The organism is Sagittula sp. S175 (assembly GCF_049800975.1).
In the GTDB taxonomy this organism is placed as follows: domain Bacteria; phylum Pseudomonadota; class Alphaproteobacteria; order Rhodobacterales; family Rhodobacteraceae; genus Sagittula.
Genome location: NZ_JBNAGB010000001.1, coordinates 578,442 through 591,435, shown reverse-complemented (window position 1 = coordinate 591,435; position 12,994 = coordinate 578,442). Strand labels below are relative to the sequence as shown.

14 protein-coding genes are annotated in these 12,994 nt (G+C 64.3%); 9 read left to right on the top strand and 5 right to left on the bottom strand.

What is annotated here, in order from left to right; genetic code table 11:
* Positions 1–25: 25 nt before the first annotated feature.
* Entirely contained in the window at positions 26–1,354 is a 1,329-nt protein-coding gene (locus tag ACP16H_RS02965) for a PQQ-binding-like beta-propeller repeat protein (protein ID WP_425070744.1), read from the top strand.
* Between the two features lie 101 nt (positions 1,355–1,455).
* A complete protein-coding gene (gene der / locus ACP16H_RS02960) occupies positions 1,456–2,931 on the top strand; it encodes a ribosome biogenesis GTPase Der (protein ID WP_425070743.1) in 1,476 nt (491 codons plus the stop codon).
* A 469-nt stretch (positions 2,932–3,400) separates the two neighbouring features.
* Here der and ACP16H_RS02955 read toward each other — a convergent pair whose 3' ends face one another.
* From ACP16H_RS02955 to serS, 3 genes are read right to left on the bottom strand one after another with little or no spacing between them, the layout of a single operon-like run.
* The gene (locus tag ACP16H_RS02955; protein ID WP_425070742.1) at positions 3,401–3,736 is read right to left on the bottom strand and encodes a hypothetical protein; all 336 of its coding nucleotides are present in this window, start codon (positions 3,734–3,736) and stop codon (positions 3,401–3,403) included.
* Between the two features lie 59 nt (positions 3,737–3,795).
* A complete protein-coding gene (locus ACP16H_RS02950; RefSeq protein WP_425070741.1) occupies positions 3,796–4,518 on the bottom strand; it encodes a hypothetical protein in 723 nt (240 codons plus the stop codon).
* Positions 4,515–5,807 carry a serine--tRNA ligase gene (serS, locus tag ACP16H_RS02945; protein WP_425070740.1) on the bottom strand — a complete coding sequence of 431 codons (1,293 nt, stop codon included), beginning with the start codon at positions 5,805–5,807 and terminating at the stop codon, positions 4,515–4,517. The genes ACP16H_RS02950 and serS overlap by 4 nt, the downstream gene beginning before the upstream one ends.
* A 219-nt stretch (positions 5,808–6,026) precedes the next feature.
* Between serS and ACP16H_RS02940 the strand changes: the two genes are divergently transcribed.
* Positions 6,027–6,788: a calcium-binding protein gene (locus tag ACP16H_RS02940; RefSeq protein WP_425070739.1), complete on the top strand. Its 762-nt coding sequence runs from the start codon at positions 6,027–6,029 to the stop codon at positions 6,786–6,788.
* Between the two features lie 81 nt (positions 6,789–6,869).
* Here the strand turns inward: ACP16H_RS02940 and ACP16H_RS02935 are convergent, their stop codons facing one another.
* Positions 6,870–7,514, bottom strand: coding sequence for a trypsin-like serine peptidase (locus ACP16H_RS02935; protein ID WP_425070738.1), 645 nt, complete (start codon positions 7,512–7,514; stop codon positions 6,870–6,872).
* A gap of 153 nt (positions 7,515–7,667) precedes the next feature.
* On the opposite strand from ACP16H_RS02935, the gene yajC reads away from it, so the two are divergent.
* Genes yajC through ccmB form a run of 6 tightly spaced genes read left to right on the top strand, consistent with a single transcriptional unit; the run spans position 7,668 to position 12,255 of the window.
* A complete protein-coding gene (yajC, locus tag ACP16H_RS02930) occupies positions 7,668–7,955 on the top strand; it encodes a preprotein translocase subunit YajC (RefSeq protein ID WP_425070737.1) in 288 nt (95 codons plus the stop codon).
* A 6-nt stretch (positions 7,956–7,961) separates the two neighbouring features.
* Positions 7,962–9,632 carry a protein translocase subunit SecD gene (gene secD, locus ACP16H_RS02925; protein ID WP_425070736.1) on the top strand — a complete coding sequence of 557 codons (1,671 nt, stop codon included), beginning with the start codon at positions 7,962–7,964 and terminating at the stop codon, positions 9,630–9,632.
* A 1-nt stretch (position 9,633) separates the two neighbouring features.
* Positions 9,634–10,602, top strand: coding sequence for a protein translocase subunit SecF (gene secF / locus ACP16H_RS02920; RefSeq protein WP_425070735.1), 969 nt, complete (start codon positions 9,634–9,636; stop codon positions 10,600–10,602).
* On the top strand, positions 10,602–10,955 hold the full coding sequence (locus ACP16H_RS02915) for an Mth938-like domain-containing protein (protein WP_425070734.1): 354 nt from the start codon (positions 10,602–10,604) through the stop codon (positions 10,953–10,955). The genes secF and ACP16H_RS02915 overlap by 1 nt, the downstream gene beginning before the upstream one ends.
* A 41-nt stretch (positions 10,956–10,996) precedes the next feature.
* On the top strand, positions 10,997–11,602 hold the full coding sequence (gene ccmA / locus ACP16H_RS02910) for a heme ABC exporter ATP-binding protein CcmA (protein ID WP_425070787.1): 606 nt from the start codon (positions 10,997–10,999) through the stop codon (positions 11,600–11,602).
* Entirely contained in the window at positions 11,599–12,255 is a 657-nt protein-coding gene (gene ccmB / locus ACP16H_RS02905) for a heme exporter protein CcmB (RefSeq protein WP_425070733.1), read from the top strand. Before ccmA ends, ccmB begins: the two co-directional genes overlap by 4 nt.
* Before the next feature lie 30 nt (positions 12,256–12,285).
* Here the strand turns inward: ccmB and ACP16H_RS02900 are convergent, their stop codons facing one another.
* Entirely contained in the window at positions 12,286–12,912 is a 627-nt protein-coding gene (locus tag ACP16H_RS02900) for an NAD(P)H-dependent oxidoreductase (protein WP_425070732.1), read from the bottom strand.
* Between the last annotated feature and the right edge of the window lie 82 nt (positions 12,913–12,994).

Sequence of the window (12,994 nt, the reverse complement as noted above, 5' to 3'; positions counted from 1 at the left end):
AAGAACGGGCACGAGAGGTACGACGATGCAGCGTAATGCATTCATCCTGACAACGCTGGGCGCACTTGCGCTGGCGGGTTGCGCGGAAAAGGACCCGATCCTCACCGGCGAGCGGTTGAACGTACGGGATGTGCTGGAAACGCGGGCCGTTGCCTCGGATGTCGAGCACGTCAACGAGGCGCGGCCCTTGGCTCTGCCGTCGAGCGTTGCAAATGCCTCTTGGGCGCAAAGCCCGGTGAGCCCCTCGTCGCGGACAGCGAATGCCGCGCTTGGCACCACGCTGCAACCTCTCTTCGCGACATCGATTGGCGCAGGCGACTCGCGCCGGTCGCGGCTGAATGCGGATCCGGTGGTTGCGGATGGCCGCATCTTTACCATGGACTCGCAAAGCGTCGTGCGTGCGGTTTCCCCCGCGGGCGCAGTCTTGTGGTCGGCCGATCTGACGCCGGCCCGCGAGAGGACACCGGTGGGACAGGGCGGTGGCCTGGCCGCGGGCGGCGGCAAGCTGTTCGTCTCTTCCGGCTATGGCTCGGTCGTGGCGCTTGATCCGGCGACGGGTAAAGAGATTTGGGAACAGAAGCTGGGCAATACCGCAACCGGCGCGCCGAGCTATGCCGACGGATTGGTTTACGTCGTTTCGGGCGACAGCACAGGTTGGGCGATCGAGGCCGAGGACGGTCGGGTGCGCTGGCAGGTCGACGGTCAGGGCGATGTGAACAACGTGGCTGGTGCTGCGGCTCCGGCGGTGGGGGCACAGCACGTTGTGTTCTCCTACGGGTCCGGCGCGGTGCAGGGGGCCTTCCGGCAGGGTGGCCTTCGGATGTGGAGTTCCGAACTGCTGGGGCGGCGTTCTGGCGTGACCGTGGCGGGTGTCGATGACGTGACGGGCGATCCGCTGATCGCGGGTGACGTGGTTTATGCGGGCAACCATTCCGGCAACGTGGCGGCCATGTCGGTGTACGACGGCGAGCGGCTGTGGAGCGCGCCTTACGGTGCGTTGGGGCCGCTCTGGCCAGCGGGAAATTCCGTATTCTTCGTGTCCGATCGAAACCAGCTGGTACGGCTGGATGCAGCGACCGGCGAGGAGATCTGGAAAGTCGATCTTCCGGGCTATGTGCCGACGCGCAAGCCAAACAAGCGCCGTGACGAAGCCTATGCCAACATGGGACCGATCCTTGCCGGAGGTCGGCTGATCGTGGCGGGCTCCGACGGGCAGTTGCGGTCTTTCGACCCGGTGAGCGGTGCGCTGGTCGCGTCGGTCGAGGTGCCGGGTGGCGCCACGACGCGGCCCGTGGTTGCGGGCGGTGTTCTTTATGTCGTCTCCAGGAAGGGTGTGCTGCACGCCTACCGTTGAGGGTGCGCGATTTTTCGTCCGAAAAATCGGGTGCGCGCGGGGACTTTCGCCGCGCGCGAATATGCGCTATCTGCGCCTCTTGATCCGCGGAGCCGTTTCCCATGTCCTTCACTCTCGCCATCGTCGGTCGCCCCAACGTGGGCAAGTCGACCCTGTTCAACCGCCTCGTAGGCAAACGTCTTGCCTTGGTGGACGATCAGCCCGGTGTGACGCGCGACCTGCGCGAGGGCGCGGCGCGCCTGGGAGACTTGCGGTTCACCGTGATCGACACGGCGGGCCTAGAGAACGAGACCGACGATTCGCTGCCTGCGCGGATGCGCCGTCTTACGGAGCGCGCCGTGGATATGGCGGATGTATGCCTGTTCCTTGTGGACGCGCGGGCGGGACTTTTGCCGGATGATCGAGTGTTCGCCGAGATCCTGCGCAAGAGGGCCAAGCGAGTCATCCTTGCGGCCAACAAAGCCGAGGGCAATGCTGCCGATGCCGGGGTCTTCGAGGCCTACGAACTGGGCCTTGGCGAGCCCCTGCGGCTGTCGGCAGAGCATGGCGAGGGCATGCCGGAGCTCTATTCCATCCTGCTGCCGATCTCGGAAGAGTTCGAAGAGCGTGCCGCCGAGGATGCGCCAGACACGGACGTCGATCTGAGCGAGGCAGAGGCGGATGAGGCCGATGAAGGGGCGATCCCCATGCCGACGCCCGAGAAGCCTCTGCAGATCGCGGTGGTGGGCCGTCCGAATGCGGGCAAGTCGACGCTGATCAACCAGATCATTGGCGAGGACCGGTTGCTGACCGGGCCAGAGGCGGGGATCACACGGGATGCAATCTCGCTGAACCACGAATGGAACGGCGTGCCGATGCGCATTTTCGATACGGCAGGGATGCGCCGTCGGGCGAAGGTTCAGGAAAAGCTTGAAAAGCTGTCGGTCTCTGACGGCATCCGCGCGGTCAAATTCGCCGAGGTGGTGGTGGTTCTGCTGGACGCAGCCATTCCCTTCGAAGTTCAGGACCTTAAAATCGCGGATCTGGCCGAGCGCGAAGGGCGCGCAGTGGTCATCGCTGTCAACAAGTGGGACATCGAGGACGAGAAGCAGGAAAAGCTGAAGTGGCTGCGCGAGCAGTTCGAGCAGGTTCTGCCACAACTGCGCGGTGCGCCCCTGGTCACTGTCTCGGCGCGCACGGGCAAGGGGCTCGACAAGCTGCAAGAGGCCATCATGAAGGCCTACCTTGTGTGGAACCGTCGCGTGACAACCGGCAACCTGAACCGCTGGTTGGAAGCGATGATTTCCCGTCATCCGCCGCCCGCGCCGCAAGGCAAGCGCATCAAGCTGCGCTACATGACGCAAGCCAAGACACGGCCACCGCATTTCGTCGTGATGTGCTCGCACCCTGACAAGCTGCCGGAGAGCTATTCGCGTTATCTGGTGAACGGGTTGCGCGAGGATTTCGACATGCCCGGCACTCCGATCCGGTTGCACATGCGCGGGCAGTCGGACCGCAACCCTTACAAGGGGCGGCGGCCGAGGAAGCCGGGTGCGCTTGGCAAGCACTTGGGCAAGTTGCAGAAGAAGAAGGACTGAGCGGGGAGGCCTGCTCTGATTTGACGGAGGTCTGCAGGAGAGGGGCTCTGCCCCTCGGCCTGCGGCCTCACCCCGCGGTATTTTCGTCAAGATGAAGGCTGGTGCGCTGGTGCTTGTGGCCGCCCTTCGAAATGGTGTTCTCGGGCGCGGCGGCGCAGGGCCGTTGCGAAGCGGCGCGGCTGCTGGTTGAGTTTCCAAGAAATGAGCAGGACAGCGGGTAGCTTTGCAGTCGTGATGGCTGTTGCGGGGAGCGCCTTGTGGGCCGGTGTAAAGGACTCGAACGTCAGAGGCGTGTATTCAGGCGCCGAACTGATGGTGACCTATCCATCCCGAGCTGAACGGGGAGTATTGGGCCGATATCGCTGTCGACAAGGACAGTGTCGCTGCGGAGGACGGGTTGCTCTTGGTCCTCGCAGGAGAAGGCTTAGCCGCGCGGTAAACGCTGCGCCGGTGGCGCAGCAGGCCAAGGTCAGTTCTTTGGGCTGGCCTTTTCCAGGGCGTGCCCGTCAGACCATGTGCCATGTAACGAGCCGTCTGGCATGAGGACGTAGGTTATCGGGGTCGGATCCCCGAAATTCAGCGTAAGGATGCGACCTTCCAACTGGCCTTTTCCGGCGTAGGCCTGTCCTGCGACGGACCAACCAGCTTGGACTGAGGTGCCTTCGCCGACGAGAACAAGTTCACCGGTGTAAGCGCTGCCATCAGGGTTCAAGCCATTGATGCGGTAGGTGCCGGAAAGGCTCTCTGATTGGGCGAAGAGGGGTGGCGCTGCGAGAACAAGGGCCGCAAAGGGAAGAATGCGCATGGGAAATGGCTTTCGCACTGGGACAATGCGATAGCCTAGGCGCAATTATTGCGGTCTGTCTATTCCGTATCGGTGCCGCGCAGGCCGAGGATGCCGATGATGCCGATCACGCAGAGGCCGACCACGGCGGCGTTCAGCGGGCCGGTGTTCTGGACGATTACGCCGACCAGCGCCCAGATGACCGTCAGGCCGTATTCCGGGGCGCGGTGCAGACGGTACTGCACTGTCAGGGCGATGAGCAGCGCGAGGATCAGCGAAATCAGCGCGGCGGGGGTGGGCGGCAGGATGTTGTAACCGCCCAGCAGGACGCCAAGCGCCACGCAGGCGGCAGCAGTCAGCCATCCGGCGTAGATCGCCACGGGGGCCTGTTGCAGCCAGCGGTCGGTGACGCCCAAGCGAAAGACGGCCTTCAGCGCGGCGGCGAGCATACCAAAGATCAACGCCATCGCAAGCAGCGGCGAGACGGAGGCGACGGGCAGCCAGGTGGCGCCGATGCCGAGGCTGAGCACCATCCAGGGGCGGTAGGCGGCCCAGTCCGGGTCCTCGGGGCGCTTGAGGGCACCGAACACCGCCGCGATGACCAGCCAGACGTAGATCATGCCCCAGATGGCAAAGGCGTAGCCCGAGGGCTGGACGGGCGGTTCCTCGATCACCTTGGGGAATTGCGTCGGCTCGAAGCCGTTGAAACCGGGCACCACGAAATACGAGCCGATGAAGGCCGCCGTGGCGAGCACGAGGCCGTAGGCCCAGAGACGGTTCTTCGTCGGGTCTGTGAGTGTCACGCGAGGGTGCCTTCGGCTGTGAGGCGGGTCTTGCCGCCGAGGTAGGGGTGCAGGACGGCGGGCAGGTCGATGGAGCCGTCCGCCTGCTGGCCATTTTCCAGCACGGCGATCAGGCAGCGCCCCACGGCGAGGCCGGAGCCGTTCAGCGTGCCGACGAAGCCGGGCTTGCCGCCGTCGGCGGGCTTGAACCGGGCGTTCATGCGGCGCGCCTGGAAGTCACCGCAGGTCGAGACGGACGAGATCTCGCGGTAGGTGTCCTGACCGGGCAGCCAGACCTCGATATCGTGGGTCTTTTGCGCGCCAAAGCCCATGTCGCCGGTGCACAGGACCACGGTGCGATAGGGCAGTTCCAGCTTTTCGAGGATTGCCTGCGCGCATTTCGTCATGCGGTGGTGTTCGTTGATGCACTCGTCGGGGTGGCAGATGGTGACCATCTCGACCTTTTCGAACTGGTGCTGGCGCAGCATCCCGGCGGTGTCGCGGCCTGCGCTGCCCGCCTCCGAACGGAAGCACTGCGAATGCGAGGTCATGCGGCGGGGGAGGCTCACCTCGTCCACCGTGTCGCCGTAGACCGTGTTGGTCAGCGTGACCTCCGACGTCGGGATCAGCCACCAGCCGTTGGTGGTTTCATAGGAATCTTCGCCGAATTTCGGCAGCTGGCCGGTGCCGTACATCATGTCGGATTTCACCAGCACAGGCGCCCATGTCTCGGTCAGTTCGTGCTCGTCGATGTGGGTGTCGAGCATGAATTGCGCCAGCGCGCGGTGGACGCGGGCGACGGCGCCTTTCAGCACCACGAAGCGCGAGCCGGAAAGTTTTGCAGCGGTCTCGAAATCCATCCCGGGCAGAACGCCGGGCAGTTCATAATGTTCCTTCGGTTTGAAATCGAAGGTCCGGGGCGTGCCCCAGCGGTGGATTTCCACGTTGTCGTTTTCATCCGCGCCGTCCGGTACATCGGCCAGCGGCAGGTTCGGGATGCCCATGAGCAACTCGGTCAGCTGGGCGTCCAGCGCCTTTGCCTTCTCGGTCATCTCGGCCACTTCGGCCTTTTTCGTGGCGACCAGCGCGCGCAGGCGTTCGAATTCGGCCTCGTCGCCCGACGCCTTGGCGGCGCCGACCGATTTCGAGGCCTTGTTCTGGTCGGCCTGCGCGGTCTCGGCGGCATGGATCGCGGCGCGGCGTTCCTCGTCCAGGGCCAGGACCTGAGACGACATCGGGGCATCCCCACGGCGCGAGAGCGCCGCATCCCATGCGGCCGGATTTTCGCGGATGGCGCGGATGTCGTGCATCACTTTCTCCCTGAGGTCGGCATATGAGTCGGACCGCTTATGCCCCAACTTTGCGGGGGAGTGTAGGGGCCAGCCCGTCGCGGTCCAGAGCGCGCTTTCCTAATTGTTTCCTAACGGAATACGCAGCGTTTCCAACTTAACGGGATTTTTCCGACTCATCGTCATGATCCCCGACATAGCCCGGCGACAGAGGCAGACCGGGCATCGAGGAGTACCGCGATGGCTTTTGGCTTGCTCGCGGTCATCGGGGCGATGGTCCTGATGACCATTCAAAGTGCTGTGGATGACATCGCCGAACTGGGCGACGAGATCATCACCGAAGGCAACAACACCGCCGGAAGCAACGGCGACGATGTGATCGAGGGCAATGCCGAACCCAACTACATCCTGCCCAGCAGCGGCAACGACGTGGTGGATGCGGGTGCCGGGAACGACACCATCTCGGACTACACCCTGGGGGCCGAAAAAGTGCGCTCGGACGCCGGTCTGGTGAACGGCAACTGGAGCGATGATACGATTTACGGCGGCGAGGGGAACGACGTGATCCTTGCAACGGGGGGGGCGGACTGGGTTGACGGCGGGCCGGGGGATGACCGGATCAATACGCTGGATCTGCATCCGGACTCGCCCTATGCGCCCGATCACGTCGACGGTGGTTCGGGCGATGATTGGCTGGTGGGTAACGACGGTGACACGCTGATCGGTGGAACAGGAACGGATTTCTTCACCAATCTCATCGAAGACCACAACGATGACTCCGCGGTGGTGGTCGAGGATTTTCAGCCCGGTGAGGTGATGGAACTGCTGATTTACGACCGTGCGTTGCTGCCAGCGGATGGCAGCGATCCGGTGGGCGAGCTGCGCGACGGTCCGGACGGGGCGATCCTGTCGGTGAATGGCTACGACGCGGTCGTCTTCAGGGATTCGCTGGCCAAGGATCTGAACGGCGACATCCGGGTGCTGGACGGGCGTTCGCTTTAGGTTTGGCCCGAGGGATCCCCCGCGCCGGAGATTTAAGACAAAGGTCACGCCGGGGCGCCCTGCCTCGGCGATTTTCGTCCGTCATTTGCGCATGGACAGCTGGTCCCTGAGCCAGTCGTCGACCGGCACGACCAGCGCTTCCTCCTCGACGACGGCAGAGATGACCGCGACGATGCGTCGGTCCTTGCCCTCGCCGGACAGGACTGGCCCGCCGGACTGCCCGGGCTCCACCCGGCAACGGATGCGCCATATGGCAAAGGTCTCATCGCCGTAACAGTAGGGCGTTTCGGTCAGGTGATGTGGAGCGCTGCGTTGATAGCCCATGAGGGTCAAAGGGCCGGGCAAACCGCCCGACCCAAGTGGCACCGGTGCGGGGGACAGCGGTTCCGCCAATGTTATCAGTGCAATATCGTGACGCAGATCAAAGCCGCCGTCGTGGTAGGCCTGCGGGTGAACGTCGACCGATTTGATCCTGGCCGTGCCGGTCGTGGTCTCTCCGTTCCATCCCGCCACGAACACCATGTCCCCCAGCCGTTTCAGATAGCCGTCGGAGGGGGACGTCACGCAATGCGCGGCGGTCAGGGCCAGGTCGGGCGCAACGAGGCTGGCGGTGCACATTTCACGGTGGCGATAACCTGAAAGGTTCAATCGCCCGACGGCCTCTTGGACGTCCGCCTGTGCGGCGGGCGCAAGTGTCAGCACGAGGACCGTCAGGGCGCGAAACATGTCGCCAACATAACGCAGACAGGATCGCAATCCAGCCGTCACCGCGTCACGCTGCCTTCGCCGCCTTGCATCCGCGCCCCGGCGGGCATAGGTATCGCGCAATTTCGCGGGGGGTGCCCCTGTGAGCATAACTGACCCTGACAGGAGCATCCCATGGACCAGCAGACCCTTTCCTCCTTCGTGATGATGGGCCTGATCTTTGCCATCATGTACTTTCTTCTCATCCGCCCGCAGCAGAAGAAGGTGAAGGAACACAAGGCAATGATCGAGGCCATCCGCCGCAATGACATCGTCATCACGCAGGGTGGGATCATCGGCAAGGTGTCCAAGGTCAAGGACGACAACGAGCTGGAAATCGAGATCGCCGAGGGTGTGAAGGTCCGCGTCATGCGCGCCACAATCGCCACGGTGAAATCCAAGACCGAACCCGCCGAGGCCTGATACCAAATGTTGCAGATCGACGCCTGGAAGCGCTGGACGATCTGGCTCACCGTCGTGGTGGGCCTGGCGCTGGCCCTGCCGAACCTGTTCTACACCCGTGTTGAGCAGCACAATGACGCGGTAAAGGCCATCGAGGCCGGGGCCGATACCTCCGAGAACCGCGCGGCCGAGGCCCTCTGGCCCTCGTACCTGCCCTCGGGGCTGGTCAATCTCGGGCTCGATCTGCGTGGCGGTGCGCATCTTCTGGCCGAAGTGCGCGTCGAAGAAGTCTACAAGTCCCGCATGGAAGCGCTGTGGCCCGAGGTCCTGCGCGTCCTGCGGGCAGAGCGCGATACCGTCGGCACAATCCGCTGGAACTCTGCCGCCACCGATCAGGGTGAATTGCGGGTGCGGCTGGTGTCTAACTCGGACGCCATGCCGCGTGCCATCGAACTGGTGAACGCGCTGCGTCAGCCGGTCGTGTCGCTGACCGGGGCGGGCACCCATGACATCGAAGTCTCGGGCGAGGGCGACGAACTGGTCGTGCGCCTGTCGGAGGCCGAAAAGCAGGCCACCGACGACCGCACCATGCAGCAGTCGCTGGAGATCATCCGCCGCCGCATCGACGAGGTCGGCACGCGGGAGCCTACGATCCAACGCCAGGGCTTCAACCGGATCCTGATCCAGGTGCCGGGCATCGGCTCGGCGGCTGAGCTGAAAGACATCATCGGCACCACCGCGCAGCTGACGTTCCAGCCCGTGGTAGGCCGCACCGACAATGCGAACGAAGTGGCCGGGGCGGGGAATGAAGTGCTGCCCTCGGCCGAGGACGCAGGCGTCTACTACATCCTCGAACAAAGCGCAGTCGTGACGGGCGAGGAGCTGACAAACGCGCAGCCATCCTTCGACCAGAACGGCCGCCCGGCGGTGAGCTTCACCTTCAACCCCGGTGGCGCCCGCAAGTTCGGCGATTACACGGCGGCGAACATCGGGTCTCCCTTTGCCATCGTGCTCGACAACGAGGTCATCTCGGCCCCCGTCATCCAGTCGCACATCGGCGGCGGGTCCGGGATCATAACCGGCAATTTCTCGGTCGAGGAATCGACAAACCTCGCGGTGCTGCTGCGCGCCGGTGCGCTGCCTGCGGGCATGGACTTCCTCGAAGAACGGACCATCGGCCCGGAACTGGGGCAGGACAGCATCGAAGCCGGCAAGCTGGCGACCGGTGTAGCCTTTGTCGCTGTGCTGGGGTTCATGCTGGCCAGCTACGGCCTGTTCGGCGTGTTTGCCAATATCGCGCTGATCCTTAACGTGGCGCTGATGTTCGGCCTGCTGTCCATGATCGGTGCGACGCTGACACTGCCGGGGATCGCGGGCATCGTGCTGACGGTGGGCATGGCTGTGGACGCCAACGTTCTGATCTTCGAACGTATCCGTGAAGAGTTAAGAACCGCCAAAGGCCCCGCGCGGGCCATCGAACTGGGCTATGAAAAGGCGCTGAGCGCCATCGTCGATGCCAACATTACCACCTTCATCACCGCAATGATTCTCTACGTGATGGGCTCTGGCCCGGTGCGTGGCTTTGCGGTGACGCTGGGCTTTGGCATCATCACTTCGGTGTTCACCGCGATCTTTGTCACGCGTCTGCTGATCGTGACCTGGTTCGAACGCCGCCGCCCCAAGACGATCGAGGTCTGACATGCGCTTGCGACTGGTTAAAGACGACCTGAACTGGGACTTCTTCTCGAAGTCCATTTTGTGGCTGGGCATTTCCGGCGTGATGGTGATCGTGGCCCTGGGCAGCTTCTTTGTGCAGGGGCTGAACTATGGCATCGATTTCAAGGGCGGCACCACGATCCGAACCGAGAGCGCGCAGGCGGTTGACGTGGGCGCCTACCGTGATGCGTTGGCTGCCTTGGGGCTGGGCGATACGGTGATTTCCGAGGTCTTCGACCCGAATTTCCGCGACGATCAGCATGTTGCCATGGTTCGCATCGGCGCGCAGGACGACGCCGAGGCGGTGAGCGCAGAGACGCTCCAAGCCGCCGAGGACGCGTTGAAGGCCGTGTCGCCCGACATCAAGTTCGTATCGGTCGAATCGGTGGGGCCGAAGGTGTCCGGCGAATTGATCCAGACGGCCGCTGTGGCCGTGGCCTTGGCCATCGGAGCCGTGCTGGTCTACATCTGGTTGCGGTTCGAATGGCAATTCGCCCTAGGTGCGGTGATCGCGCTGATCCACGACGTGGCCCTGACCATCGGGATTTTCAGCGAATTGCAGATCAAGTTCGACCTTGCGATCATCGCGGCGCTGCTGACCATCGTCGGCTACTCGCTGAACGACACGGTGGTGGTGTTCGACCGGGTGCGCGAGAACCTCATCAAATACAAGACCAAGGACCTCAAGGAAGTCCTGAACATGTCGATCAACGAGACCATGAGCCGGACGATCATGACCTCGCTCACCACGCTGCTGGCGCTGATTGCGCTGCTGGTGCTGGGCGGCGACGTGATCCGCGGCTTCGTCTTTGCGATGACTTGGGGTGTAATTGTCGGCACGTACTCGTCGATCTTCGTGGCCTCTGCCATCCTTCTACGTCTTGGCGTAAAGCGCGACTGGTCGAAGCCGGCGGACACACCGGGCACGCAGTTCGGCGATGTGGACGCGTGATGCGGTTGAACGAGATCAGCTTTGGCAATGCCCGGCCCGTGGATGGCTACGGACCGGGCTTTTTCCGTGTCGGCGGCGAGGTGCATGAGGGCGCTTTGTTGTTGTGGGACAAGGGCCTGGCGGGCTGGGGTGGTCTGGAGGATCATGCCAGCCTGATGGGCTTTGTGGGGCAGGTGGACGTGTTGTTCGTCGGTACCGGCGCCGAGATCGCGCATCTGCCCGCGGCGCTGCGCGAGCGGCTGGAGGCCGAGGGGCTGGGGGTCGAGGTGATGAATTCGCCGTCGGCCTGCCGGACCTACAACGTGCTGTTGTCCGAAGGGCGGCGGGTGGCCCTGGCGGTGCTGCCAGTCTGAGGCGGGGGACGAATTTTCATGAAAATTCGGGGGCTTCCGTGTTGAAGGTGACGGATCTGACGGTGTCGCGCGGCGGAGTGCCGGTGCTGGAGGAGCTGTCGTTCGTGCTGGAGCCGGGCCGCGCGCTGGTGCTGCGGGGGCCGAATGGTGCGGGCAAGACGACGCTGCTGCGCACGGTGGCGGGCTTGCAGCCTGCCTTGGCGGGCACCGTCGAGGGGGCGGGCGAGCGCATCGCCTATGCCGCCCATGCCGACGGGTTGAAGACCATGCTTACGGTGACGGAGAATCTGCACTTCTGGGCGCAGGTCTTTGGCACCAAAGGGATTCCCGAGGCGGTCGAGGCCTTTGACCTCTTGGCTTTGCAAGACCGTCCGGCGGGTTCGCTGAGCGCCGGGCAGAAGCGGAGGCTGGGGCTGGCGCGGCTGATGGTGACGGGGCGGCCCGTCTGGGTGCTGGACGAGCCGACGGTGTCGCTGGACGTGGCCTCGGTCGCCTTGTTCGCCGATGCGGTGCGGCGGCATCTGGCGGGTGGAGGCTCGGCCCTGATGGCGACGCATATCGACCTCGGGCTGGAGGCGGACGTGCTGGATGTCGGTCCCTACAAGGCCCGTCCAAGGGTCGCCGTGGAAGACGAGGCTTTCCTGTGACTGCGTTGCTTGTCAGGGACTTGCGGCTCGCGGTTCGTGCGGGCGGGGGCTTCGGCCTGGGCCTCGCGTTCTTTCTGATCGTGACGGTGCTGGTGCCCTTTGGCGTCGGGCCGGAGATGGGTCTGCTGTCCAAGATCGCACCGGGGGTGCTGTGGATCGGGGCTTTGCTTGCCTGCCTGCTGTCGCTGGACCGCATTCTGGCGCTGGATTGGGAGGACGGGTCGCTGGACCTGCTGGCGACGGCTCCGCTGCCGATGGAGGGGATCGTCAGCGTGAAGGCGCTGGCGCATTGGATCACCACGGGGTTGCCGCTGGTGGTCGCGGCGCCGATGCTGGGCGTGCTGCTGGGGCTGCCGCCGGAGGGGTTCCGCTGGGTGTTCGTCAGCCTGCTGCTGGGCACACCCGCGCTGTCGGTCATTGGGACCTTTGGCGCGGCGCTGACCGTGGGGTTGAAGCGCGGCGGGTTGCTGATGTCGCTGTTGGTGCTGCCGCTCTACGTGCCGACGCTGATCTTTGGCGCGGAGGTGGCGCGGAGGGGCGCCGAGGGGCTGGCGGTGTCGACACCGCTGGCGATGCTGGCGGGGATCAGCTTTGGCGTGATGGCGCTGTTGCCTTTTGCCAGCGCGGCGGTGCTGAAGATCAACCTGCGGTGAGGGAGGGGCCGGTGGCGGCCCCTCGTTTGGTCATGCGACGGTGTGGAACAGCGCCGAGGCGGGCTTGCGCACCTTGGGGGCCTTTTCCAGCCAGTCGCCTTCGCCACGGTAGCCGAGCGCCAGGATGACCTGCGACTTCAGGCCCTTGGCTGCGAGGTCGAGGGTCTTGTCGGCCTCGGCGGGGTTGAAGCCTTCCATCGGCGTGGCGTCCACCTGCTGTTCGGCGGCGGCGAGCATGGCAAAGCCCAGTGCGATATAGGCCTGGCGGGCGGCGTGTTCGGCGTTCACCTTGGGGTCGCGGGGGACATAGGCGCCCTTGAGCATGGTGAAATAGTTGGAGGCTATCTCGGAGGGGCCGCGCGCAGCCTCGTTCGCGGCGAGCACGTCGTCGATTCGGGCGTCGGTGTAGGTGTCCCAGCTGGCAAAGACCAGCACGTGGCTGGCGTTGTCCACGGCGGCCTGATTCATGCCCATGAGGCCGAGGTTCTTCTTTACCTCGGGGTTGGTCACCACGAAGACTTCGAAGGGCTGGGTGCCGGAGGAGGTCGGCGCGAGGCGAATGGCCTCGAGGATCGCGTCGAGCTTGTCTGCGGGGATGGTGCGGGTGGCGTCGTAGGTCTTGGTGGCGTAGCGCCAGGTCATCAGGTCGTGAAGCATGTCGTTCTCGTGAGTGGGGCGCGTCCGATGGGGCGCGGCATGTGGCGTAACTAAACAGTTCGGTTCAGAATTCAAACGCCGT